The following is a 24,410-nucleotide window of genomic DNA, read 5'->3' on the forward strand; positions in this document are numbered from 1 at the left end:
CAGAGGGGGAGAAGCAGTCAGGGCGTCAGCCCATAGCTTATTCTTCGTTGTTCATGATGGTGATGGAAGAGTCCTGATCTGCCAGATCACTCATATCGAACTCGAAGTCCTTGCCGGGCAGGATAGCGTTGAGGATGATACCGAAGATAGCGGCGCAGGCCAGACCGGACAGGTTGACATAGGGGCCCAGCTGCAGGCCGCCGATGGAGTTGATGCCCAGGCCGGAGACCAGGATGATAGCGGCGATCATCAGGTTGCGCTGCTTGGTCAGGTCTACCTGGTTTTCTACCATATTGCGCACGCCGATTGCGGAAATCATGCCATAGAGGATGAAGGACGCGCCGCCGATAACGGCGGAAGGCATAGCGGCAATGATAGTCTCCAGGAAGGGAATGAAGGACATGATGACCGCCAGGATGGCCGCGATGCGGATGACCAGGGGGTCATAGACCTTGGACAGGGCAAGCACGCCGGTGTTCTCGCCGTAGGTGGTGTTGGCAGGGCCGCCCACCAGACCGGCCAGCGAGGTGGCCAGACCGTCGCCCAGCAGGGTGCGGTTCAGGCCGGGGTTGGCGATAAAGTTCTTTTTGCAGGTGGCGCTGATGGCGGAGATATCGCCCACATGCTCCATCATGGTGGCCAGGGCAATGGGAGCCATGGTCAGGATGGCGCCGATCTCAAACTTGGCCAGGGTGAAGTCGGGGATAGCCACCACGGCATCCGGCAGGGTGAAGCTTACCTGGCCCGTGATGGCGCCGATGACATAGCCGCCCACCACGCCCAGCAGGATGGGGATGATGCCGATCATGCCCCGGCCGAACACGGCACAGCCCACGATGATGGCCATGGTGATGACGCCCAGCCACCAGCAGCTCTGCACGTTGGTGATGGCCGAAGGGGACAGGATCAGGCCGATGAGGATGATGATGGGGCCGGTCACCACCGGCGGGAACAGGCGCATGACCTTCTTGATGCCGAACACGGTGATCAGACCGGAGAGGACCAGGTAGAGCAGACCGGCGATGACGATGCCGCCGCAGGCGTAGGGCAGCATCTCCTTATTGGGAGAGCCGTCCTCCAGCAGGGGCGCGACGACCGCGAAGCCGCCCAGGAACGCGAAGGAAGATCCTAAGAACGCGGGGACCTTGCCCTTGGTGATCAGGTGGAAGAGCAGGGTGCCCACGCCCGCGCAGAGCAGGGTCGTGGAGATGCTGAGGCCGGTGAGGATGGGGACCAGGACAGTGGCGCCGAACATGGCGAACATGTGCTGGAAGCCGAGAACCAGTGTTCTGGGCCATCCCAGCTGTTCGGGGGCATTGTAAATGCCTTGGCTGGTGTCGATCTTTCTGGCCATTGGATTACCTCCCTCCAACGATTATAATACTCTCTTTCTGCACGCTGTCAAGTTCCGGTCCGCCCTTTTCCCCCTCTCTCTGCGGACCGGCGGTCCGAAATGTCAGGTTGCTTCTCTCTCCCTCTTTTCCCGCAGGGCCCGAAGGACGTCGTCCGGCGTGATGGGCATGCGGGAGAAACGAACGCCGATGGCGTCATAAACTGCGTTGGCGATGGCGGGGGCGCCGGGGACCATCAGAGGCTCGCCCACGCCTCTGGCACCGTAGGGGCCGGTGGGTTCAGCATGCTCCACGTACTTGACGATCAGCTCGGGGGCGTCGTCCGCTGTGGGGATCTTATAGTCTACAAAGCTCTTGTTGAGGATCTTGCCGTCCTTCAGCTTCAGCTCCTCAAAGAGGGCGGTGCCCAGAGACTGCACCATGGCGCCCTCCGCCTGGCAGGTATAGGTCAGAGGATTGATGACCTTGCCGGCGTCAAAGCAGGAGCACATCTTCAGGACCTTGATGCGGCCGGTCTCGGTATCCACCTCCACCTCGGCGCCGTTGAAGCCGATGGTCCAGAAGGCGGCGGGATGGGAGCCCATACCGGTCTCGTGGTCCACATTCAGGTTGTTTTCCAGGGTAAAGGTACCAACGCCGATGGCCGGGCCGCCTACACCGGAGCCGTCGGGGAAGGCCAGGCCCAGAGCAAACTCGCTGAGAGGTACCTTCCGGTCCGGGTATATCTTATGGACCACATAGCCGTCCTTGATTTCCAGATCCCGCTTCCAGGCGCCCAGCTTGATCTGGGCCATGTCCAGGATCTTGTTCTTCAGGTCCTCGCAGGCCAGCTTGATGGCGTTGCCTGCGCAGTAGGTGGTACGGCTGGCCACGGTCTGCCACTCGTAGGGGGTATGGTCGGTGTCGCCAAACCGGCAGGAGATCAGATCGGGGTCCACATCCAGGGTCTCCGCGGCGATCTGGATCAGCGCGGTCTCCGAGCCCTGGCCGATCTCCTGTCCGCTGGTCATAAGGATATAGGTGCCGTCCTCATTCATGCGGATAATGGCGGAGCTGCCGGCGTTGGTGGGCTGGGAGGGAGACTTCCATCCTGCTGCAATGCCCTTGCCGCGTTTGATGGTGGGAGAAACGTCCACGGCGGGCTTGTCGTACTCGATGTCCTTGACCACCTGCTCCAGACAGTCATGGAAGCCGGAGACCTCCATCACCTCGCCGGTGCCGGTGACGCCGCCCACCCGCAGGCCGTTGATGCGGCGGACATCCATGGGATCCATGCCGATGGCCTCGGCCACCTCGTCGATGTTCTGCTCGATGGCAAAGTGGATCTCACACATACCGAAGCCGCGGTAGGGACCGCCCACGGGATGGTTGGTATAGACGCAGTAGCTGTCGGTCCACACATTGGGGATGTCGTAGGGTCCGGCAGAGGCCCAGCCGCCGGCCTTGGTGATGTTGACGCCGTACTCGGTGTAGGCGCCGCCGTCCCACACGAACTCGGTCTTGACGGCCATGATCTTGCCATCCTTGTTGATGCCCGTCTTGATCTTGGCGTGGAGACCCTGGCGCACATAGGAGTTCTCAAACTCGTCCTCTCGGCTGTAGCACAGCTTCACCGGACGGCCAGGATTGCGTTTAGCCAGGGGGATGATGATACCTTCCAGGGTGGTGCCCGCCTTGGCGCCGAAGCCGCCGCCCACGTAGGGGGAGATGACCCGCAGTTTGTTCAGCGGGATGTCAAAGGCGGTGGACAGAGCCTGACGCACCGCATAGGGAGACTGGATGGAGCCCCAGACAGTGATCTTGCCGTCCAGCTCGTACTGGGCCACGGCGCAGTGGGGTTCCAGAGGAACGTGCTGTACATGGGGGATGTAGTAGGAGTTTTCGGTGACTACATCGCACTGGGCGAAGGCGGCGTCCACGTCGCCCTTGCGCAGTTTATAGTGGTGGGAGATGTTGGTATGGGGCTTTGGATGGAAGATGGGGGCCACCTTGTAGGTGTGCAGGTCCGGGTGGATCAGCGGAGCGTCGGGCTTCATGCCCTCCAGAGCGTTGAGCACCGCGGGCAGTTCCTCATACTCCACTTCGATGAGAGAGACGGCCTCGTCAGCAATCTCAGGGGTCTCAGCGGCCACGGCAGCCACCGCCTCGCCCCGATACTTGGCGGTACCGACGGCCAGGAAGTTCTTATCCTCCAGGTAGAGGCCGCAGCGCTTGGTGTACTCATCGCCGGTGATGACGCTGCGCACGCCGGGCAGGGCCTGGGCCTTGGAGATGTCGATTTTCAGGATTTTTGCATGGGGATAAGGGGAGCGCTTGACCTGGGCATAGAGCATTCTGGGCATGATGATGTCATCCACATAGGTGGCCTGACCGGTCACTTTTTTGATGGCATCTACCCGCTGGTAAGAGACGCCCACCGACTTCATGTCTGTCCGCCTCCTTTCCTGGCAGCCAGTTCAATGGCTTCGATGATCCGGGCATATCCGGTACAGCGGCACAGGTTGCCGCTGATGGCGTCCACGATCTCATCCCGGGAGGGAGAGGGATTTTCCTGCAGAAGGGCGGTGGCGGACATGATGAAACCGGGGGTGCAGAAGCCGCACTGGAGCGCGGCCAGGTCCACAAAGGCCTGCTGCACATTGGTGAGCTGTCCGTCCTTTGCCAGTCCCTCCACGGTGGTGATGTGCATGCCGTCCAGCTCGGGGGCCAGCACCAGACAGGCGTTGATAGGTTTGCCGTCCACGATAACGGTACAGGCGCCGCACTCGCCGGCGCCGCAGCCTTCCTTGGTGCCGGTGAGGGCCAGTTCCTCCCGGAGGACCCGCAGCATGGTTTTGTTAGCGTCTACGTAGAGCTCCACCGGCTCCTCGTTGACAAAGAAATTGACTCGGTATTTCATGCCCCGTCCCTCCTTACATCAGGGCCCGCAGGCTCCGGGCCAGTACCACGCCCACGACCTCCAGCCGGTAGGCTTTGGTGGCGCGCACGTCGTCAATGGGAGAGACTTCCGAGCGGGCCAGCTCCACGGCTTCTTCGATGACCGCGTCGGTCAGGGGCCCTTCGTTCAGCAGAGCCTCGGTCTTTTTCAGCCGGATGGGGGTGGGAGCCACAGAACCATAGGCCACCCGCCAGCCATCCTCTGCCTTCAAAATGGTGGCGCAGATGGTGGACAGGTCCACTTCCCGCCGGCGGGAGATCTTGGTGAACTCTCCGCGGCTTCCGGGTGCGGGGGGAACCTGAATGGCAGTGACGATCTCGCCGGGCTTCAGGCTGGTTTTCCGTACAAAGACAAAAAATTCTTCCAGGGGGATGGAACGCTCTCCCTCCCGGCTGCGGGCAATGACCACTGCGTTGTGGGCCAGCAGGGGGGTGGAGGTATCTGCCAGGGGAGATGCGTTGACAATATTGCCGATGCAGGTGGCTCGATTGCGCACCTGCTTGGAACCTACGCTCAGGGCCGCCTTGGCCAGGGTGGGATAATGTGCAATGACCTGGGGATCGTTTCCAATCTCGTTCATGGTCATGCAGGCACCGATGGTCAGGCCGCCCTGGGGATCATAGGTAAGGGTTTTCAGGCCGGGGATGCGCTTGATATCGATGACCGCCTTAGGGGCGATCAGGTGGTCTCTCAGCTGGATCACCACATCCGTTCCGCCGTTGAAGAGCTTGCCCTCCGGGCCAAACCGGTCCAGCAGATCAAAGGCCTCCTCCAGACTGGCGGGTGCGAAATACTCAAATGCTTTCATCCGATCCCCTCCTTCTCACAGGGCAAAGTGCCGCTGTTGGTACGTTGCTCCAGCAACTGCCGCCGGGCCTTGTCGGAGAGCCGCTGGGCCAGGATCTGAATAATCCTGCCGCGGTCGCCGGTGTAGGTGGCCAGATCGTCCCACTCATCCCGGCTCAGACAGACCGGCTCAGGCTGGAAACAGATGTTGGAAAAGTTTTTATGGAGCAGATAGACGTTGTTGTAATAATCGTAGTAGCGCCGTTTGAGAGCGCCGCTGGAGCCCAAGGCCTGGAACAGATCCCTCAGCGCGGACTCCAGCTCCTTGTCGTACCGGGCAAAGGTGGGATCGCGTCCCCGTTCCATGGCGTTCCGGGCCGGCTGAGGCTGCTCCGCCGCAGGGCGCAGGCAGATGCCCCCGTCAGGCCGTTCGTCATATTCCGGCGTGGACCTCCAGCCGTTCATAGCATAATCCCGGGCCTCCAGAAACAGCAGACCGAACCGGTCTGCGGCCTGTCGGGCCGGTGTGCTTTTCCAATAATAAAGCAGGGTGATGACCGCGATGACCAGGATCATACCCCCATAAGCGTACAGTTGCTGGGGCATTCCTCACGCCTCCCTTCCCGCGGACAGGGCAAGGGCGGGCAGTTCCAGCGGGGGGAAGGAACTGCCCGCGATTCGGGCGATTATACGTCTTCGAAGCCGTCAAACGCAATGATGCGGGAGATACAGCTTTCGCCGCCCACCAGCTTCCAGGGGAAGCAGCCGATGACGACACGCTTGTTGGACAGCTTGTCGATATCGCCGCCCAGGCACTCGGCGTGAATGGCCTCGTAGGGCTGGCAGAACAGCTCGATGTGCATGGCCTGATAGTGATCGGGCCAGGGATAGATCTCGTTGAGGGACTTGCCGTACTTCTCCTGGAAGATCTTGTCGCACTTCTGGGCCTCCATGGGCTCCCACTCACGGATCTTGGTGTTCATGGGGTGGTCGGCGGAGCCGCAGTCCACGCCGATCCATTTGATCTTCTTCTCGCGCACCCACTTCACGAAGTCCAGAGAGGGACCGGGGTGACGGAGCATGTACCGGCGCTCGTCAGCGGTGGGGGAGTCCCAGCCGTAGATGTGATAGCCGGTGTTGATGATGAGGATATCGCCTTCCTTGACTTCCACACGCTTCTCGATGTCTTCGGGGGTGTAGATGCCGAAGTCTTCCTTCTGATCGGACAGGTCCACCACGACGCCGGGGGCGCACAGCTTGGTCAGCTCCAGCGAGGCCATGTCGCGGCCGGCGGTATCAAAGTGCAGCGGTCCGTCCAGGTGGGTGCCCACGTGGTTGGAGTGGGTCATCAGCTGACCGTTGGCGCCGTTGGGGGCCAGACGCTTGAAGAACTTCATCTGCAGCGGTTCATAGGTGGGCCAGGGGGGCGTGTTGACGCCGATGGGGATGGACAACTCGTACATCTTGATGTCAGACCACTTACTCATGTGAATACCTCCTGTCTGCAGTTGATTGCGGTTTTTTCTTCTTCAGGTCCAAGCCTGCGCACAGGCTTCGATCGCCTTACGGAAGCACTCCTCCGGGGGATGGACCAGTCCGGCGCCCACCTGGCCTACGCCGTAATCCTTGTGGGCGATACCGGTATTGATGATGGGCCGGATGCCGGTCTCCACCACCTTCAGCAGGTCGATACCCACCGCGCCGCCCCGGAAGTCCAGCGCGGGGATCTTGTAGGTGTTGCTCTCTCCCACCGTGATCTCGTACATCTGGGTGGAGTAGTTGATGGCGTCCTGGACCTGCCCGCCCACGAACTGGACGATGGCCGGTGCGGCCGCCATACAGAAGCCGCCGATGCCGGTGGTCTCCGTGATGCAGCTGTCGCCCAGGTCGGGATTGGCGTCGGCCTCATCAAAGCCGGGGAAGTAGAGGCCCTTGACGATTTCGGCGGGGGCGGTGAACCAGGCGTCCTTCCCCAGACCGGCAATACGGATGCCGAAATCGGTGCCGTTGCGGCACATGGTAGCCACCACGGTGCAGTGGGGAATATCGAAAATGGGGTCCATGGTGCATTTGCACACCGGCATGGACAGGTTGAGGAAGGTGTGGTCGTTGTTGTTGAGGAAGGAGAGGGCCGCCTGCTTCTGCTCCATGGAGAAGTCGGTGTCCAACAGATCGGACAGGATCTCACGGATGAAGAGGGAGGTGCCCGCCTTGTTCCGGTTGTGGGCCTCGTCGCCCATCTGGAGGGCCTGGGCGATCATGACCTTCATGTCGATCTCGCCGTGGCGTTCCAGAGCCTGCTTGAGCACGGGATAGTAGACGTCCCGCATCCGATGGAGGCGGTCAAAGACCTCCTGATCACAGGCGCCGAAGCGGAGGACCTTGCCCAGACCTTCATTCATGGTGCAGTAGGCGTCATTGCCGAAGGCCTTGTTTACCATGTGCCACACGGGCATGGAGTAGGTCACCACGCCTGCCATGGGGCCCACCGCGTCGTGGTGGTGGCAGGGGGAGAAGGTGATCTTGCCGCTGGCGGCCAGGGCCTCCGCCTCCTCCAGATTCTTGGCCAGGCCTTCGTAGATCAGACCGCCCATGACGGCGCCCCGGACGGGGCCGCACATCCGCTCCCAGGTGACGGGAGGTCCGGCATGGAGAATGGTGGTGGGGGTCATGCCGGGGATGGCCTCGCCGGCAGTGGACATACCCACCAGGGTGGGCTGGGCCGCCAGGATGCGGCGAAGGGCCTCCTGATTGGCCTGGGCGATCTCCTCACCCAGAGGCGGCTTGCGCAGCTTGCGCAGATAGCCGGCGATTTTCTTGTCGCCGCCGGCCACAGGCTTCCAGTCCACATGGATGGCGGGCTTGTTCTGCTTGAGCAGATCCTGATAGAAGGATTCAATGCCGAAGTTGACTACCGACAACTTTTTCTCAAACAATTCGTTGACTTTGCTCATTTTGCTCCCCCCTCCTTACAGACGGTCCAGAATGAGCTGAGCGAAGCGGGTGGCCTGGGCATTGGAAGGCAGCACCACCGCCCCTGCATTGGCCAGCTTCATCTGGGAGCCGGACAGGCTCTGGGGATCGCCCTCGGTGCCGCATACGGAGGCCACCACCGCCAGGTAACGGCCCTCCTTGGCGGCCAGCTCTTTGGCGGTACGGATGGCCTGGGACAGATCCTGGGCCGGATCCTCGTGGGAACCGTAGCCGATCACGCAGTCCACCAGCACGACTGCCACACCGGGGTCGGCCGCTTCGGTGATCACCCGCTCGGCCCGCAGAGAGGGGTCGATCATGGGGTGGGGACGGCCCACGGTAAACTCGTCGTCGCCGAAATCCAGGAAGGTGTGCTCCTTGCTGCTGCCGTTGCGGGCATTCTCCAGCAGGTCTTCCGGATGCAGGGGAATGTTGGACCAGATGTGGCCCAGCTTGCCGATCATCAGCTTCATGGCCTCGTCGCAGAGGGTGCCTCCGGTGTACAGACCACGGACATATTTCTGGCCGGGAAGCATCCGGGCGGCCTCGGCGGAAGCCAGTTCCTCCGCCTGCTGCTGTCCCATGGCAAAGCCGGTGAAATCCTCCGGCGTCTCGCCCCGGGAGAGGGCCACGGCCTTGTGGGCGGCGTCCTCCAGAGAGACGGCGGCGTAGAGGCCCCGCTTCTCGATTTCGGTGGGGTCGCCGCCGATGAAGCAGACCACCGTTGGCTTGCCGCCGGCGGCCGCCTGATCCAGGATCTGGGCGGCGATCTCAGCGGCGGGGGGCTTGGAGACCAGGGTAAGGACCTTGGTCTTGGGATCGTGGATCAGGGCATCTAATCCCAGGCGCATCATGATGCCGCCGATGTCCAGCTTCAGATCACGACCGCCGGTGCCCAGCAGCTGGGAGATACCGCCGCCCAGCTGGTCGATCAGATTGGAGACCTCCTGTGCGCCGGTGCCCGAGGCGCACACCATGCCGATGTCGCCGCTGCGCACCACGTTGGCGAAGGCCAGGGGCGTGTTGTTGACGATGGCAGTGCCGCAGTCCGGTCCCATGACCAGCAGCTCCTTGGAAGCGGCGTATTCCTTCAGCGCCTTTTCCTCCTCCAGAGTTACGTTATCGCTGAAGAGCATGACGTTGATGTCGTGCTCCAGACAGTTCTGAGCCACCTCATAGGCGTATTTGCCGGGAACCGAGATGACCGCCATGTTGATATTGGGATCAATTTTCAATGCGCCCTCCAGGGTGGGAGGGGTATAGGCGGCCGCCTTGCTTTCCGCCTTTTTGTTGAGCAACTCGTCCACCTTGGCGACCACAGCCTGGAAATCCGCTTCGCTGTCGCACTCCGCAGCCACAAAGAAGTCGTTGGCGGTGACGGAGTCGAAGCCCTCGCCGGCCAGGCCGATCTTTTCCGCGATCTCACGATTCAGGTCTGTGCCCATGCCCACCAGAGCCTCTTTGACGCCGGGGAGCTTTTTCACATCCTTGGAAATGATCATCAAGGTAACAGAGTCGAAGTAGGCGTTTTTTCGTACCTCAAGTTTGACCAATGTGTATCCCTCCAATGGCACAGGCGTCAAGGATGCCGAAGTAGACCCCTGTGAGGAAATCATAGCCGGAACTACTGCCGAAACGGGCCACCCGCAGCAGGCAGGCGGTCAGTTCCTGGCCGTCGCGTCCGTGCCTCAGACAGGCGATCAGGGCCAGCACATCTTCTGAATACAGTCCGTCTCCCGCCCGAAGCAGCAGGGCGGCGCTGATATCGTTGGTCTCTTCCGCCGCCGCCCGGGCCAGACCGGCCGTCAGATCGGCCCACTGGCTGGAACGGGGCAGCTGGGACAGATATCCGCAGAGAAGATCATCGGAGGATGGGGTCAGGCCGGGACCGCAGCCGGCCACTCGCCGGGCGGCAGCCAGAGCCGCAGTGCTGTCTCCGGCGCGCACTGCACGCCGCAGCACCTCCAGCCGGGGGACAAGCAGGGTGGCAAAGGGACCCTCCACCCGGTTTAGGGCCAGAGGTGAGAGCCCGTCGCCGGGGGCGCAGGCCAGAAAGCGGCGCAGGCTTCTGGCAGCGGACAATGGCGGGGTTGGTCCGGCTCTCAGCAATAAATCCACCTTAGGCGCACTCGCGAAATCAACTGCAAGTGCGCCGTCCGACCACAGTCCCCCGGAGCCGAGCGCCAAGGCGCTCGGCTCCAGGGAGAGCTGTTCCATACTTTCTTGTAGGACCATTGAGTAGGGCTGCAGGCACCGGCCGGGCGCCAGCAGGGTGATCAATCCAAGGGAGGTCTTCAGATTGATCGCGTTCTGGAACTGAGAATGGATCTCAACGGAGAGAACCTCTCCGCACAACGCATCGATCATTGCACCGCAGACCCTTCCGGCCTGAATGGTACCCTGCCCCCCCATGACGTCAGGGCTTCTGGAAGATGAAGCCGTAGTAGTCCTTACCTACGCCTTCCTTGACCACGCCCACGGTGGACACCAGGTCCATGCCGATCTCGGGGCGCTCGTCAAAGCCGATCTGCCCGGTAGCGGTGACGCCGTTGTCAAACTGCACGATACCGAAATTGAGCCAGGCTTTCATATAGCCCTCGGGCAGGTTGAACACCCGGGTCCAGGTCAGCAGCTTGCAGTGGCCGCTCAGAGGTTCCTCAGTGAAGGAGCGGCCGTCGCAGTCCGGATTCTGGCAGACCGCATAGCGGGGATGGTGAAGCTTGCCGCATTTATCGCAGCGATAGGCAAACATCTCTTGCATGACAGACCCTCCTTACTTCGTAGTAATAATGGTGGCAACCACGTTGTTGCCGAAGCCGCCAAAGTTGACAGCCAATCCGGTCTTGGCGCCTTCCACCTGACGGCCTTCCGCCTCGCCGCGGACCTGACGGACCAGCTCCACCACCTGGGAGACGCCGGTGGCGCCCAGAGGATGGCCCTTGGCCTTCAGACCGCCGGAGGTGTTGATGGGGATCTTGCCGCCGATCTCGGTTTCTCCGCGGCGGACAGCCAGATGAGCCTCACCCTTGGGGAAGAGCCCGCACTCCTCACTTTCCGCCAGCTCCAGGATCAGGAAGGCGTCATGGAGTTCGGCGCAGTCGATGTCCTCCGGGCCCATACCCGCCATCTTGTAGGCCTTCTCCGCAGCGGTGCGGACGGCCAGCAGCTCGGTGGGATCGGCGCGGTCAGCCACATAGTGGGTGTCGGTGGCGGAGGCAATGCCGGCGATGCGGGCGAAGGTCTTGTGACCGAAGCCCAGCTCCTCCTGCTTGTCCTTGGCCACCAGCAGCACGGCGGCGGCGCCGTCGGAGACGGGGCACATATCGAACTGACGCAGCGGGTCGGCCACCATGGGGCTGGTGGCGTCCACATAGCGGGGATCGCTGATGCGCTCCAGCTTGACCTTGCGCTGGATGTGGGCGCAGGGATTATGCATGGCGTTGGCGTGGTTCTTGACCGAGATGCGGGCCAGATCCTCGCTGGTCTCACCGTACTTCTCGAAGCGCAGGCGGGTGAACAGGCCCGCGAAGGAGGGAAGGGTCAGACCGTAGGGATACTCTCCGGTGGGGTGAAGCATGGTAGCCACGAAGTCAGTGGCTTCCCAGCCGGACACCACGCGCATCATTTCGCCGCCTACCACCAGTACGCAGTCGCACATACCGGAGGCGATGGCCATGTAGCCCAGCTTGATGGCGGAGGCGCCGGAGGCGGGGCCGTTCTCAATACACTCGGCCATGGCGGGACGAATGTTCAGGGTGTCCACCAGAGCGGAGGCCGAGCCGCTGATGCGGTTGAGCATGCCGGCGCCCATGGAGGCCACAAACACCTGATCGATTACGTTGTTCTTGCCGGTCTTGGCGCCGGCGTCATCCATTGCTTCCAGCGCCGCCTGGGTGAGCATCTCCAGGAAGGACACTTCTGATTTTCCGAACTTCGTATGGCCTACGCCAACGATTCCTACTTCACGCATGTCAGCACCATCCTTTCCGGCTCATGATAGATCAGACCTTGATTACGGCGGGCTTGCGCAGGATCTTATTGGCTTCGATCACGTCCTCGAAGGCGGGACGGATGCCGGTGCACTTGCTGCCCTTGTGCTTCTCCCACAGCTCACGGGTCAGCACATAGGTGGGAACGCCGCCCAGCTCATGGGGGCAGTCGGGACGGGACTCCAGCTCGTACTCGATCATCCAGCGCTTGAAGCCGTTGGGGCTCTCAGCCACGATCCAGACCTCATCCTGGTCCATGACATCCAGATGATATTCCATCTTGGCGGCAAACAGGTGGGCACCGACCCGGGCGCCGCGCTTCAGGGTAATGGTGTGATAGCTCATGCCGACCTTCTCGTTTACCAGACGGCCGTTCACGATGCCGGCAATCTCACCGTCGATGGCGCCCACGAATACGTACTCGTCCCGCACACGGTAGCGGAGCATGCCCAGCAGCTCCGCGTAGATGCGGGAGGCCACAATGTCGTAAAAGTCCTTGGGTTGCTTCATGAGGGGCTCGATGGTTTCCATCAGAAGGGGGATCTCATCCCAGGTGGCTTCCCGCACCAGCATATCCTCACCGCTGGTCAGGGGGATGACTTTGGCTTCATAGGGCTTCAGACCGATCGTTGGGGGACGAAGTTGCTGTTCCATTTTGTCGACGATTGCCATTCCTGTTTCCTCCTTTACAGTTGATGGATGTGTACCTCTGGTCTATGGACGGTGACTTCTTGCCTTTGTTTACATTACACATTATAATACTATATAGTTTCTCTTTCTATGTTGACTATTGACAAAGACTTTTCTATACTCTTGGTAAGGAATGATAGTCTGTTCCCATTTCCATTTTGGAGGTGACCCATGTGGCCCCAGCTGTACCCCTGAGTGTCCAACCATCCCTGTCCGAATTACTAGGCCTTCATGTATTTCAAGGCAGTCGGCTGCTGGCCGGCCACGGCTGCCTGGAGCGCGGCGTCTCCGGCGTAAACCTCAGCGATACGCCGGAGTACTATAAGTGGCTCTCCCCCGGAGAGCTGATGGTGACCACCTGCTACTCCATACGCAATGACCCGGCTGCTCTGGCGGACTTTGTCCCCACGCTGGCCTCCAAAGGTATGTCGGGACTGCTGCTCAAGCCGGGGACCTATCTGGGCGAGGTCCCCCCGGTGATGCTGGCCAGTGCCCTGCAGTTGGATTTTCCCCTGGTGGAGCTGCCTGAAAGCGTACGCTTTTCCGATATCACCAAGGCCATCTCCGACGAATTGATCCGGCGGCAGACTGCCCTGCTCCGCAGTACGCTGACGGTGAATGAGATGCTGACCCGCACCATCGTGGAGGGGGCCAATCTGGATGAGATCGCCCATATGGTGTCCGATCTGACCGGCTCCAGCGTGTTGATCCTGGACAGCATCAATAACCGGCGGACCTACTGCCTGACCGAGGCGGATGGCGCCCGGTTTGCGGAACTGACGGAGGAAAAGCTCTGCCGGGATCTGATCGCCGGGGCAAGAATGCACGTGCTGGAGGTGGGCGGGCATTCCTTTGGCTTTTTGTACATCTATAATTCCGACCCCGGCTATGAGGAGCTGGATTACGGAATCATGGCCCAGGTACTGCAGACCATCCCCCTGGAGATTGCCCGGGAACGCACGGTGCGTGAGCGGGGAGACCAGCACTTCAATGAGTTTCTCCTGCATTTGCTCTCAGATCCCATCTCTGACGAGCATCTGGAGATGGCCCGGGCTGCGGCCTACGGTTTGGATCTGACCCAGAACCACATTGTGCTCCGGGCCAGGATCACGGAACGTCCAGGCGGGGAGAGCGGGTATGCCGGGGTCTTTCAGCGGACCCTTCTGGTCAACGATATCCGTACGACCCTGAGCAATTTGGGCTTTATTCTTTATTTTCTCAACTCCTCCGATGAGTTCCTGATGGTAATGAGCACCTCTCTGGAGAGCCGCAACTTGTCCCCCATCGTGGATCGGCTGCCTGAGCTCATAGACCATCTGATGGAGGGATACGCCGGCCTGCTGATCACCGCCGGCTGCGGACGGCCCCATTCCGGCCTGACCGGCCTGATCCAGAGCGACAAGGAGGCCCGAATGGCTCTGCGGGCGGCTCTGTCCCGGGGAGAGGGCCTGACCTGCTTTGATAATCTGGGCCTGCTGCGGCTCATTTACACCAATGAGCCTGACCGGGAGATCGACGCCTTCATCCAGGAGACCCTGGGCAAGCTGCTGGACCGGGACCAGGCAAAGGGGGCGGAACTTTTCCACACCCTGGAGACCTACTTCCAGTGCTACGGCAATCTGAAGCGGATGTCGGAGGAGATGTACGCCCACTATAACACCATTGTTTATCGCCTGAAGAGTATCCGGGAGATCACCGGTCTGGACGTACACCAGCCCACCCAGCGGTTCCAACTGGAGCTGGCCCTTCGTCTCTACCGGCTGACCCGATGGGATAAACACTAGCGGAGCGACTGTACTGGTTTCTCCCAGGGAGGAAGAAGCGCAGACAGCGTAATCCGACCTGATTTTTCCAATATATGGTTTATACTGTCTCTGACACGCCGGGGGACAAGCCCCGGGAGCAAAGGAGACAGGGACCATGGCCACAAAGGAAAAGCTGAAAACCAAGGCGGCGCGCCTGCGGGAGGAGGCCCGGGAGACAGGGAAGGTGGTGTTCCGGGCCCCGGCGCTGGTACGCTTTGCCGAGTGCGTCATCCGCTTCCTGCTGGGGGCCCTGCTGGCGGGCGCGGAGATTTTTGGGGGCTACGCCCCCTTCGGACTGGGGCTGGTGGGTGCCTCCGGCTCGGGGCTGGACGGCTTCTGCGCCTTGATGGGGGCCTGCTTCGGCTACCTCACCATGGAGGGGCTGGTGGAGGGCCTGCGGTATGTGGCGGCCAGCGTGCTGGTCTTTTCGGTGGCCTTTGCCTTCTTTGACGTGAAGGCCTACCGGAAAAGCTGGTTCATGCCCCTGGCCGCCGCTGCCATTGACGGAGTCACCGGATTCATCTATTTGTCCGACCAGGGGTGGACGCCGGAGAGCCTGGTCTTTTTCGCCACCGAGCTGCTGCTGTGCGGCGCCTCGGTGTACTTCTACCGCATTGCCTTTACCCCCTGGACGGAGAAGCGGGAGGAGGAGGGGCTCACCGCCCGGCAGACCATCAGCCTGCTGCTGCTGCTGGGGACCCTGCTGCTCACCCTGTCCAAGCTGACTCTGCTGGGGGACCTGTCTGTGGGCCGGTTCGCCGCCGCTGTGGCGGTGATGGCGGTGGCCTATAAGGGGGGCGTCAGCGCGGGGGCCACCGCTGGTGTGGCGGTAGGCCTGGGGATGGATCTGTCCACCGGGGGGATGCCCTTTTACGCCATGGCCTACGCCCTGGCGGGAGTGATGACCGGGGTATTCCACCGTCAGAGCAAGCTGGCGGCCACCTTGGCCTATGTGCTGGCCAACGCCATGGCTGTGCTGTGGAACTGGAAGGACGGCCTCTATATCCCTCTGCTCTATGAGGTATTTGCCGCCTCGGTGGTTTTCATGCTGCTGCCCGACAAGCTGCTGCGGCAGGTAGGGGCACTGGTGGCTCGGGAGCCCAGACACGGCACTCAGGAGCGGGCCATGGCCTATGTCAGGAGCCGGATGGAGGACACGGCGGCCGCGTTTAAAAGTCTGTATGAGTCCATGCGGGGCACTCTGCGCCCTGTCAGCCCCAACGACAACGACTCCGCCTCCGTCTTTGACCGGGCGGCGGACCGGGTGTGCAAGCGCTGTCCCCTTAACACTTCCTGCTGGCAGCGGGACTATGTGTCTACCTATAACGCCCTTAACGACGCGCTGCCCGCCATGCTGGAGCGGGGCAGGGGGGAGGGAGGCGATTTTCCCGCCTACTTCTCCAACCGCTGCATGAAATTCCCCGAGCTGCTCACCGCCGTGAATGAAGAACTGGCGGCCCTGCTCTACCGGAGGCAGTATCAGAACCGGCTGAAGGAGAACCGGGCGGCGGTGTGCCGCCAGTATGGGGAGTTGGCCGAGGTACTGGGGGCGGCGGCCGCCGAGCTCAGCGCGGAGCTGATCCCGGACCCGGTGCGGGAGAAGCGGCTGCGTCAGTACCTCACCGCGCAGGGCATCGAGTGCGAACTGGCGGTTTATTACGACGAGGCGGGCCACCTGCGGCTGGAGCTGGAGGGGGCGGGCCTTTCTCCCCTGCGGCAGAGCGCCCAGGTGGAAAAGCTGTCCAAACTGATGAACTTTCCCCTGAGACTGGTGGAGGGGGACCGGCGGGACAAGCTGGTACTGGTGCAGAGCGAGCCCCTGATGGCGGTGGCGGGCGTGGCAGCCCGGAAGAAGGACGGGCAGACGGTGTCAGGAGACACGGGGGCCTGGTTCAAGCACAACGACGGGGCCCTTTATGTGCTTTTGTGCGACGGTATGGGCTCCGGCCGGCTGGCCGAGCGGGAGAGCACCCTGGCGGTACGGCTGCTGGAGCAATTCCTCCGGGCCGGGGTGCGACCGGAAAATGCCCTGCGTACCCTCAGCGCGGCCCTGGCCCTCCGGGGAGAGGAGGAAATCGGATTCACCACCATCGACCTGCTGCGGGTGGACCTGTTCACCGGCGAGGGGGATATCTACAAGTACGGTGCGGCCCCCAGCTATGTCAAGAAGGGGAACGCTGTCAGCCGGGTCACCGGCTGTGCCCTGCCTGCCGGACTGGCAGGAGGAGAGGGGGGATCACCCGACGTGACCCATCTGAAGCTGGAGGCGGGGGACTGTGTGCTGCTGGTCACCGACGGGGTGACCGGCGGTCAGGCCGATCAGTGGGTGCGGGACAAGCTGTCCGCCTTTGACGGCGCCAGCCCCCGGGAACTGGCCCAGGCCCTCATTGATGAGAGTGAACAGCAGACAGAGACGGCGGATGACCGCACGGCGCTGGTACTCCGGCTGAGCAAGCGGTAAATCAATGGAAACAGGGGGGCGCGACAAAGTCGCGCCCCCCTGTTGAAATTCAAAAAGAAGGATACGGCATAGTCGTATCCTTCTTTTTAGGTTGGCAAATAATTGAGAAAGGTGAGCAATAGGGCCCCACAGGGTGGGGCGGCGCTTTTGCGCCGTACAAGCATTTGAATCGAAGGGGTGGAGGCGGCCTTTAGTGCCGAAACCCAAAAAGAAGGACATCCTTTCGGATGTCCTTCTTTTTGGAACATCGCAACACTATAGATGCCACGGCCTTCGCCCGTTCGCAAGCGTCCTGCCGATTATATTTTTACTCCATAGGAGATAGGTCTTCGCTATGAGCCTCCAGAGCTTCGATTCGGTGATCTTGAGTCAGGATCTCCATCTGGCTTATAGCGATGGCATTGAGTTTTGTCAGCCGTTCGGCCTGAGACATTCCTTCGCTGATGAACACGGCATTCAGGTTCTCCAGATTGGAAAGGCAGACCAGCTGAGAGACATTGGCGTAGTCACGGATATTCCCTTTCAGATCGGGATGGCTGTCCCGCCACTGCTTTGCGGTCATACCGAACAGGGCCATGTTCAACACATCGGCTTCACTGGCATACACCATGGAAACCTGCTTCGCGGAAAGCTCCGGCGGAATCAGGTTCTCCTTGATGGCATCTGTATGGATGCGGTAATTGATCTTGACCAGGTTTCGCTTGATGTCCCAGCCAAGCTGTTTCATTTCCTCGGTCTTGAGCCGCTCAAACTCCTTGACCAGATACAATTTGAATTCGACAGAGATCCAAGAGGCAAACTCAAAGGCAATCTCCTTGTGGGCGTAAGTACCGCCATAGGGAAAGCGTCCGAAGGTCACCAGCTCCCGCACAGTCAGCTTCATCTGGATATTATTGGACTGGGTTAGGATGGCAAGGCGCTTGGAGAGCTCCTTGCTTTTCCATTTGCCGATGTCCTTGCCCTCAAAGTCTACCAGTCCACTGTCGTGGGCGATAAGCCGAGAGATCATGCCCATGACGGTGGATTTGCCCGCACCGTTGGGGCCGATCAGAGAAATCACCTTACCCTTGGGGATGGCGAAACTCACGCCATCCACTACGGTTTTTCCATCATACTGTTTTGTCAGTTCTTGTACGCGCATGGTCACACCTTCTTTCTTGTCAGGAGGAGATAGAGGAAGTAAAGGCCGCCGCCCACAGTGATGAATACGCTCACCGGCACGGAGTAGGAATACACATGCTCCACAATGAGCTGTCCGCCCACCAGCACGATCATGCCGAACAGGGCCGAGCCCAGCACCAGCTGGGTGTGCCGGAAGGTTTTCAGCAGCTGACGGGACAGGTTTGCGATGATGAGCCCCAAAAAGGAGATGGGTCCTACCATGGCGGTGGCCACGGCGATGCAGAGAGTCACGCCCAGCAGCAGGCGGTGGATGCAGCGGTCGTAGTCCACCCCCAGATTGATGGCCTGCTCCTTGCCTAAAGTCAGCACATCCAGCAGGGCCAGCTCCTTTCGCAGTGCGAAGATGACGCTCGCCAAGAGGATCAGGGAAAAGACGATGATCTCGGAATTGATGTTGCTGAAGCTTGCCACCAGAGTATTCAGCAGGTTGTCGTACTCATTGGGGTCCATGACCCGTGTAAGAGTAGTCTGAATGCTGCTGAAAAACGAAGTTAGTACTGTGCCCACCAACAGCACATACAGCACATTGTGCTTGGTCTTTTTGAAGATCCAGCTGTAGATAATGGTAGCGGTAATGCCCATGAGCACCACATCCACCGCGAAGGACAGGTTGGCATTGGAGGCCACCACGCTGGCGGACCCCAGGAAAAACACCACCGCCGTGTGGATAAGAGTGTACAGGGAGTTCATGCCCAACAGGCAGGGGGTCACGATGGTGTTGTTGATGATAGACTGAAACACCAGCGAGGCGCCGCCGATGGAAAAGGCGGTAATGAGCATGACAATGAGCTTGGGGGTGCGGATCTTCATGGCGTAGGCCAGAAGCTTGGGATTAGAAAAGTTGACCTCCACCAACATATATCCTGCTGCACAAAGAAGAACAATCGCAGCCAGGATCAGGAGTTTGCGCCGGTTGGCGCGCACGGCAGCGGTGTTCACTGGTCCGCACCTCCCTTCAGATTAGGCATGGCGGAGCAGCAGCCTGTTCCAGCGCTGCCCAGACGGATGGCTTTTCGGCCGTGCTTGAGCCGGTAAAAGAGCAGGCCGATAAAGATCAGGCTTCCCAGGATGCCCACGATCAGCTCGATGGGCAGCTCGTAGGGGGCGATTACGATCCGGCCGATCATGTCGCATACCAGCACAAAAATGGCGCCGAACAGAGCGGTATCCACCAGCGTGCCCCGGATCTTGTCTCCCTTGTACATGGCCACCACATTGGGCACGATCAGCCCGATGTAGGAGATGGAACCAACCACCACCACAATGCTGGCGGTGATCATGGCAGCGATGGTGAGCCCGGAAAAGAGGACCAGGTTATACGGGACACCCAGGTTCTTGGAAAAATCCTTGCCCAGTCCCACAATGTTGAAATGGTTGGCGAAGAGGAAGGCCAGCACCACCAGCGGGACCGTCAGCCAGACGATCTCATACCGGCCTTTCAGCACCAGCGAGAAGTGGCCCACCAGCCAGGAGGACAGAGCTTGGGTCATCTCATATTTGTAAGCCAGATAGTTGGTAATGCCGCCGATGACATTGCCGAACATAATGCCCACCAGTGGGACCATGACCACATCCTTGAACTGGATGCGCTGAATGAACCAGACGAAGATCCAAGTGCCCAGAATCGCCGTGGCAAAGGCGAAGATAGCCCTGCTCCATAGGGTGGAGGCCGGCATAAACAGGAGCGCCAGCAGGATGCCAAACTGGGCCGAGGAGATGGTGGCCCCGGTGGTTGGGGACACGAATTTGTTGCTGCACAGCTGCTGCATGATGAGTCCCGCCACACTCATACCAATGCCGGTGCATAGGATGGCCAGCAGGCGCGGCAGCCGGGAGATCAGGAAAATCTCCAGCTGCTCAAAATTGCCTGCGAGTAGCTCACCGGGTGTCAGGTCAATCACGCCCACAAACAGTGAACAGCAAGACAATATAAGCAGCAGAGCAGAAAGAACGATGGTAGATCGATACGGTCTGATAAAATCCTCTCCCTTCTTTTTGGCGGTTAGCGATAGCTAACCGCATCCCATAAGCAATGCGCAGCGGCGATTGGACTTGCCATGCATCACGCACTGCGCATCGTGAGCTTATTATAGCATATCGAGTTAGCTATGTGCAACCACGCAAAAAGCACAAGCTACCAAACGGAAAGAATGTGTTTTTTAGCCATTCTGCAAATTGTTGTTCTGAACGGGCTGTGTCTGAGTAGTCAGCCGGCTCATGCTCCGCAAGCTGACGCCCAGGGTGGAGAAATTGTGCAGCGTGGCGGAGGTGGCTGGCGGCAGGACTCCGGCTACGCCCAGAGCGATCAGCGCACCATTGAAGCCGATGACAAAACGATAATTGGAGTGGATGCGCGCCATTAGAGCCATGGCGATCCGGCGCAGCTCTACCAGTTCCCAGAGACTGTCGGCAGCGATGGTGATGTCCGCGATCTCCCGGGCGATGGCGGCCCCGTCGCTAATGGCGATGCCCGTGTCCGCCTCGGACAGGGCCGGCGAGTCGTTGATGCCGTCGCCCACCATCAGGACGGTATGCCCCTTCCGGCGGAGCCGTGCCACATACTCCGCCTTGTCCGCCGGAAGGACTCCAGCGCGGAAGTCATCCACTCCCACCTGGGCGGCAATGGCTGCGGCGGTGCGGTAACTGTCGCCGGTGAGCATGACGGTATTGGTGACCCCCAGAGCACGGAGGGTGGACAGAACTTCCTTCGCCTCCTCCCGCAGCGGGTCGGAGATGCAGATCACAGCGGCCAGCTGCCCCCCTACTGCCAGATACAGGTGGGAATACTCCGGCGGCAGGGCATCAAAGCGTTCCTGCTCGCCCTCTGGAATGACGCAACGCTCATCCTCAAAGACGAAGTGGGCACTGCCGATGAGGACTCGCTCCTCATCGACGGTGCTTGCGATGCCGTGAGCCACCAGATACTCCACCTTAGAGTGGTACTCCTCGTGGCGCAGGCCCCGGCGCTTGGCCTCCTCCACCACGGCGTTGGCCATGGAATGGGGGAAGTGCTCCTCCAGACAGGCAGCCAGCCGCAGCATTTCGGATTCCTCTTTGCCACCGAAGGACACCACCTGAGCCACCCGGGGGCAGGCGTGGGTCAGGGTGCCGGTCTTGTCGAAAACGATGGTGTCGGCGGCAGCCACCGCCTCCAGGAACTTGCCGCCCTTGACGGTGATGTGGGCGCGTCCCGCCTCCCGCATGGCGGAGAGGACGGCCAGAGGCATGGCCAGCTTCAGGGCGCAGGAGAAGTCCACCATCAGCACCGACAGAGCCCGTGTCACATTCCGGGTGAGGGCAAAGCTGATGAGGCTCCCGGCGAAGGTATAGGGCACCAGCTTGTCCGCCAGATTGGCAGCCTTGCTCTCAGCCTCCGACTTCATCTGCTCCGACTGCTCGATCATGTGAACGATCTGGTCATAGCGGCTCTGGCCGGAGGCTTGCTTTACCTCCAGCACACATTCGCCCTCCTCTACCACGGTGCCGGCATAGACCGCGCCGCCGGGGCGCTTGGGTACCGGGATGGGTTCTCCGGTGAGGGACGCCTGGTTGACAGTGACCTCCCCCTCCAGCACCAGACCATCCACGGGGATGATGCCGCCGGCGCGGACGACTACTGCATCCCCCGGCTGGATCTGGGACACAGGAACCAGCACTTCGCCTTGGGCTGTGCGCAGCCAGACCCGGTCCACATTCAGCGACATGCACCGGGCCAGATCCGCCACAGATTTCTTCCTTGTCCACTCCTCCAGCAGCTCGCCCACCTCCAGCAGAAACATGACCATTCCGGCGGTTCCAAAGTCCCTTCTGCAGGCAGAAATGGAAATAGACAGGGCATCCAGCAGCTCCACCTTGATGCGGCGGCGCAGCAGGCAGCGCAGTCCTCTCCGCACAAAGGGGATCATGTGCCAGAGAATGCGGGCAATCCGCAATGGAGACGGGAGAAACAGGGTGCAGGCGGCCTTGCACACCACCTTTGCCACCAGCTTCTCCTCAAATTCCCGGTTCAGCGCCCGGCTGCTGTGGGCGGGCAGCGCGGTGGTCCGCTCCGCCTCCTGCCAGGAAAAATGCCGAATTTCGTTCAGCACGGCTTGGCGAGTCCCATCGTAGTACAGGATGACGCAGCAGGTTCGCTCATGGACGGTGACCTGCCGGCACCATGATTTTCCCTGAATCCATGCCTCCAGCAGATCCGCCTGAGCGAGTGTCATTTGTTTTTGCCGCAGCCGGAACCGGATGCGCCCCCGGCTTTCGTGCAATATGGTTGCGTTCATAGGTTCCTCCTTCACGAAAAGAGGGAGCCGCTGGCGGCTCCCTCTGGGTCAATCAGGCTTCTTCGCTCTCCAGATTGGCAGCGGCGGCTTCCTCCGCTTCCTTCGCAGCCCGGTCCTCATTCAGCTCCTTGGCGGAGGCCAGAATGTCCGCGGCGTTTTCCTGCACCGTGGTCACAGTCCCCATGACCGAATCCTTCATCCGCAGGCCGGCGGCCGTGACATGGACATAGGCTTTCTTGGCGTCCTTGCTGGACAGCAGCTTGATGCCAAAAGAACCAAACAACGCACCACCCGCAAAGCAGGCAAGTTTCGTATAAACGCTCATTGTGATCCTTCCTTTCCCTTATTTCCGTTTGTAGCCGGTGACCATGACCATAATCATGCAGATCACAGCGCCCCACGCCCAAAAACGATGCTGTTTCATCGCTGTCACTCCTTCTGAATGCTTTGGAATGTCTGATCATTGTAGCAGAAAAGGTGGGTGTTTGTCGCTGTCAAAACGGACGCGGAGTTGCGGTTTCCGACATTTTTCTGTACTGGCCGGGAGTCATGCCATACGCCCGCTTGAATGCTGCGTTGAACTGGCTCATACCCTCATACCCTACAGCCTGTGCAATTTGCTGAATGGGCATCCGGGTGGTGCAGATCAGCTCCTGTGCCCGTCGGAGGCGCTGTTGAACCAAAAAGCTGTGAATCGGCATGCCATAGGTGCGGCGGAACCCTTCTTTCAAGAAGGTCGGGGAAAGCGAAAACTGTTTGCAGAGGAACGCAATGGTAAGCTTATCAGACAGATGCGTCTGGATGTATGCCTTGACTTCCAACAGACTGTGGGATACTGGGCAGCCTGAGCCGGAGAAAGATTCGTCCGATTCAGATACCTCGGTGCAGAGTAGATACAGCAGTTCCACCGACTTGAAAACACAGTAGCGTTCCTGCTCCTGCTCAGACAGATAGCGAACCGTTTCAAAAAATGACTGCGTCCAAGGTGTGCCGCACAGAGCCATGCAACCGTTCCTCGCCGTCATCTTCTCCTTGACGATCCTGGTGTCCAACCTCATCCCCAGGGTGGCGCAGACCGTCACAAGGCTTTCTTTTGCGGCTTTGGCGTCTACGGCAATCAAAACGCCGCCCAGGTTTCCGCTACACTGACACGAGCGGAGAGCGGAGCTGTCGGAGAGGAGGAAGATCCCCGGAGCCTCCACCATGCAGGAAGCACCCTGTAACGCTCGGACAGTAAGGCGGCCAGTCATGCAGAACAGCGCCTCAAACTGGAGCGGTGCGCCGCACACTGGGACAGACCGCAGAGGTTCCTGCTCCGGCTCCGGCAGGGAAAATCGGCAGATCTGCACCCCCGGCATACCGTGGCCCCAGCGGCCCGTGCCGGAGCCCTGCCTCAATAAGTATTCTTTCAGCATATTTCTCACGACCTGTTTCTCTGAGTTCGAAATTGGTTTTACCTATGCTGACCGGGGAACCAGAGAGAAGGCAGGAGACGAGATCCTCCTGCCTTCTGCGGTGCTTTTGTCAGGCCAGCGACGCGCCCAGCTCGCGGCAGGCTGCCAGAGCGTCATCGTCCGGAGCCTCGTTGCAGATCACGCTTTCGCAGGCCAGATTGGCGCCGTCGTCGTTGCAGCGGGACTCCCAGCTGCGCATCCATTCGCCGTCGCCCCAGCCGTAGGAGCCAAACAGAGCGATGTTCTTTCCGCTCAGCCTGCCCTCACAGGCGGTGAACATGGGCTCGAACTCGTTCTCCTCCAGCTGCTCCGACCCCATGGAGGGGCAGCCAAAGGCGATGGCGGAATACTCGCCGACCTGCTCCGGCGAGAACTCTGCGGCGGTAATCACAGACACCTCAGCGCCTTTGCCCTTGGCGCCTTCGGCCACCGCCATGGCCATGGCCTCGGTGTTTCCCGTGCCGCTCCAATACACAACTGCAACTTTACTCATAAGACTTTAGCGA

Annotated in this window: 21 protein-coding genes; 2 read left to right on the top strand and 19 right to left on the bottom strand. The window is 60.5% G+C overall.

Annotated features, from left to right (window positions below; translation table 11 throughout):
* Nucleotides 1–37 precede the first annotated feature (37 nt).
* The 12 genes from B5G34_RS04415 to B5G34_RS04470 form a co-directional block, all read right to left on the bottom strand.
* Nucleotides 38–1,354, bottom strand: coding sequence for a uracil-xanthine permease family protein (locus B5G34_RS04415; RefSeq protein ID WP_087334647.1), 1,317 nt, complete (start codon nt 1,352–1,354; stop codon nt 38–40).
* A gap of 102 nt (nt 1,355–1,456) precedes the next feature.
* Nucleotides 1,457–3,778, bottom strand: a complete 2,322-nt coding sequence (locus B5G34_RS04420) for a xanthine dehydrogenase family protein molybdopterin-binding subunit (RefSeq protein WP_087334649.1) — start codon at nt 3,776–3,778, stop codon at nt 1,457–1,459.
* Nucleotides 3,775–4,251, bottom strand: coding sequence for a (2Fe-2S)-binding protein (locus B5G34_RS04425; protein ID WP_087334651.1), 477 nt, complete (start codon nt 4,249–4,251; stop codon nt 3,775–3,777). The genes B5G34_RS04420 and B5G34_RS04425 overlap by 4 nt, the downstream gene beginning before the upstream one ends.
* Nucleotides 4,252–4,264: 13 nt before the next feature.
* Nucleotides 4,265–5,098 (bottom strand): xanthine dehydrogenase family protein subunit M, encoded by an 834-nt coding sequence (locus B5G34_RS04430; RefSeq protein ID WP_087334653.1) that lies wholly within the window; start codon nt 5,096–5,098, stop codon nt 4,265–4,267.
* A complete protein-coding gene (locus B5G34_RS04435; RefSeq protein ID WP_087334655.1) occupies nt 5,095–5,682 on the bottom strand; it encodes a hypothetical protein in 588 nt (195 codons plus the stop codon). Before B5G34_RS04435 ends, B5G34_RS04430 begins: the two co-directional genes overlap by 4 nt.
* Nucleotides 5,683–5,762: 80 nt before the next feature.
* Nucleotides 5,763–6,563: a cyclase family protein gene (locus tag B5G34_RS04440; protein ID WP_087334657.1), complete on the bottom strand. Its 801-nt coding sequence runs from the start codon at nt 6,561–6,563 to the stop codon at nt 5,763–5,765.
* A gap of 42 nt (nt 6,564–6,605) precedes the next feature.
* The gene (locus B5G34_RS04445; protein WP_087334660.1) at nt 6,606–8,030 is read right to left on the bottom strand and encodes a DUF1116 domain-containing protein; all 1,425 of its coding nucleotides are present in this window, start codon (nt 8,028–8,030) and stop codon (nt 6,606–6,608) included.
* Between the two features lie 15 nt (nt 8,031–8,045).
* Entirely contained in the window at nt 8,046–9,602 is a 1,557-nt protein-coding gene (gene fdrA / locus B5G34_RS04450) for an acyl-CoA synthetase FdrA (protein WP_242956832.1), read from the bottom strand.
* Nucleotides 9,589–10,158: a DUF2877 domain-containing protein gene (locus tag B5G34_RS04455; RefSeq protein ID WP_162609419.1), complete on the bottom strand. Its 570-nt coding sequence runs from the start codon at nt 10,156–10,158 to the stop codon at nt 9,589–9,591. Before B5G34_RS04455 ends, fdrA begins: the two co-directional genes overlap by 14 nt.
* 307 nt (nt 10,159–10,465) lie before the next feature.
* Nucleotides 10,466–10,810, bottom strand: coding sequence for a hypothetical protein (locus B5G34_RS04460; RefSeq protein WP_087334667.1), 345 nt, complete (start codon nt 10,808–10,810; stop codon nt 10,466–10,468).
* A 12-nt stretch (nt 10,811–10,822) separates the two neighbouring features.
* Nucleotides 10,823–12,019 carry a thiolase family protein gene (locus B5G34_RS04465; protein ID WP_087334669.1) on the bottom strand — a complete coding sequence of 399 codons (1,197 nt, stop codon included), beginning with the start codon at nt 12,017–12,019 and terminating at the stop codon, nt 10,823–10,825.
* A 31-nt stretch (nt 12,020–12,050) separates the two neighbouring features.
* The gene (locus B5G34_RS04470) at nt 12,051–12,710 is read right to left on the bottom strand and encodes a hypothetical protein (protein WP_087334671.1); all 660 of its coding nucleotides are present in this window, start codon (nt 12,708–12,710) and stop codon (nt 12,051–12,053) included.
* A 191-nt stretch (nt 12,711–12,901) separates the two neighbouring features.
* On the opposite strand from B5G34_RS04470, the gene B5G34_RS04475 reads away from it, so the two are divergent.
* Both B5G34_RS04475 and B5G34_RS04480 read left to right on the top strand, forming a co-directional pair.
* Nucleotides 12,902–14,512 carry a PucR family transcriptional regulator gene (locus B5G34_RS04475; protein WP_140397193.1) on the top strand — a complete coding sequence of 537 codons (1,611 nt, stop codon included), beginning with the start codon at nt 12,902–12,904 and terminating at the stop codon, nt 14,510–14,512.
* Nucleotides 14,513–14,648: 136 nt separating this feature from the next.
* Nucleotides 14,649–16,994, top strand: coding sequence for a SpoIIE family protein phosphatase (locus B5G34_RS04480; protein ID WP_087334675.1), 2,346 nt, complete (start codon nt 14,649–14,651; stop codon nt 16,992–16,994).
* A 307-nt stretch (nt 16,995–17,301) separates the two neighbouring features.
* Here the strand turns inward: B5G34_RS04480 and B5G34_RS04485 are convergent, their stop codons facing one another.
* The 7 genes from B5G34_RS04485 to B5G34_RS04515 form a co-directional block, all read right to left on the bottom strand.
* Entirely contained in the window at nt 17,302–18,135 is an 834-nt protein-coding gene (locus B5G34_RS04485; RefSeq protein ID WP_087334677.1) for an ATP-binding cassette domain-containing protein, read from the bottom strand.
* Nucleotides 18,136–18,137: 2 nt separating this feature from the next.
* On the bottom strand, nt 18,138–19,115 hold the full coding sequence (locus B5G34_RS04490) for an iron chelate uptake ABC transporter family permease subunit (RefSeq protein ID WP_087334679.1): 978 nt from the start codon (nt 19,113–19,115) through the stop codon (nt 18,138–18,140).
* On the bottom strand, nt 19,112–20,104 hold the full coding sequence (locus B5G34_RS04495; RefSeq protein ID WP_343207422.1) for an iron chelate uptake ABC transporter family permease subunit: 993 nt from the start codon (nt 20,102–20,104) through the stop codon (nt 19,112–19,114). The genes B5G34_RS04490 and B5G34_RS04495 overlap by 4 nt, the downstream gene beginning before the upstream one ends.
* Before the next feature lie 231 nt (nt 20,105–20,335).
* Entirely contained in the window at nt 20,336–22,450 is a 2,115-nt protein-coding gene (locus B5G34_RS04500) for a heavy metal translocating P-type ATPase (protein ID WP_087334681.1), read from the bottom strand.
* Between the two features lie 52 nt (nt 22,451–22,502).
* The gene (locus B5G34_RS04505) at nt 22,503–22,775 is read right to left on the bottom strand and encodes a DUF6110 family protein (protein WP_006575244.1); all 273 of its coding nucleotides are present in this window, start codon (nt 22,773–22,775) and stop codon (nt 22,503–22,505) included.
* Between the two features lie 169 nt (nt 22,776–22,944).
* Nucleotides 22,945–23,865, bottom strand: a complete 921-nt coding sequence (locus tag B5G34_RS04510) for an AraC family transcriptional regulator (RefSeq protein WP_087334683.1) — start codon at nt 23,863–23,865, stop codon at nt 22,945–22,947.
* A 109-nt stretch (nt 23,866–23,974) separates the two neighbouring features.
* Nucleotides 23,975–24,397, bottom strand: coding sequence for a flavodoxin (locus B5G34_RS04515; protein WP_087334685.1), 423 nt, complete (start codon nt 24,395–24,397; stop codon nt 23,975–23,977).
* Nucleotides 24,398–24,410: the final 13 nt, after the last annotated feature.

The organism is Flavonifractor sp. An82 (assembly GCF_002159265.1).
Classification (GTDB): Bacteria; Bacillota; Clostridia; order Oscillospirales; family Oscillospiraceae; genus Flavonifractor.

Bases quoted from the DNA above. Each gene is read 5' to 3' on its own strand.
- B5G34_RS04425 (WP_087334651.1), bottom strand. From the start codon at position 4,251: ATGAAATACCGAGTCAATTTCTTTGTCAACGAGGAGCCGGTGGAGCTC.
- B5G34_RS04470 (WP_087334671.1), bottom strand. From the start codon at position 12,710: ATGGCAATCGTCGACAAAATGGAACAGCAACTTCGTCCCCCAACGATC.
- B5G34_RS04480 (WP_087334675.1), top strand. From the start codon at position 14,649: ATGGCCACAAAGGAAAAGCTGAAAACCAAGGCGGCGCGCCTGCGGGAG.
- B5G34_RS04435 (WP_087334655.1), bottom strand. From the start codon at position 5,682: ATGCCCCAGCAACTGTACGCTTATGGGGGTATGATCCTGGTCATCGCG.
- B5G34_RS04415 (WP_087334647.1), bottom strand. From the start codon at position 1,354: ATGGCCAGAAAGATCGACACCAGCCAAGGCATTTACAATGCCCCCGAA.
- B5G34_RS04485 (WP_087334677.1), bottom strand. From the start codon at position 18,135: ATGCGCGTACAAGAACTGACAAAACAGTATGATGGAAAAACCGTAGTG.
- B5G34_RS04445 (WP_087334660.1), bottom strand. From the start codon at position 8,030: ATGAGCAAAGTCAACGAATTGTTTGAGAAAAAGTTGTCGGTAGTCAAC.
- B5G34_RS04460 (WP_087334667.1), bottom strand. From the start codon at position 10,810: ATGCAAGAGATGTTTGCCTATCGCTGCGATAAATGCGGCAAGCTTCAC.
- B5G34_RS04500 (WP_087334681.1), bottom strand. From the start codon at position 22,450: ATGAACGCAACCATATTGCACGAAAGCCGGGGGCGCATCCGGTTCCGG.
- B5G34_RS04505 (WP_006575244.1), bottom strand. From the start codon at position 22,775: ATGAGCGTTTATACGAAACTTGCCTGCTTTGCGGGTGGTGCGTTGTTT.
- B5G34_RS04515 (WP_087334685.1), bottom strand. From the start codon at position 24,397: ATGAGTAAAGTTGCAGTTGTGTATTGGAGCGGCACGGGAAACACCGAG.
- B5G34_RS04465 (WP_087334669.1), bottom strand. From the start codon at position 12,019: ATGCGTGAAGTAGGAATCGTTGGCGTAGGCCATACGAAGTTCGGAAAA.
- B5G34_RS04420 (WP_087334649.1), bottom strand. From the start codon at position 3,778: ATGAAGTCGGTGGGCGTCTCTTACCAGCGGGTAGATGCCATCAAAAAA.
- B5G34_RS04510 (WP_087334683.1), bottom strand. From the start codon at position 23,865: ATGCTGAAAGAATACTTATTGAGGCAGGGCTCCGGCACGGGCCGCTGG.
- B5G34_RS04440 (WP_087334657.1), bottom strand. From the start codon at position 6,563: ATGAGTAAGTGGTCTGACATCAAGATGTACGAGTTGTCCATCCCCATC.
- B5G34_RS04430 (WP_087334653.1), bottom strand. From the start codon at position 5,098: ATGAAAGCATTTGAGTATTTCGCACCCGCCAGTCTGGAGGAGGCCTTT.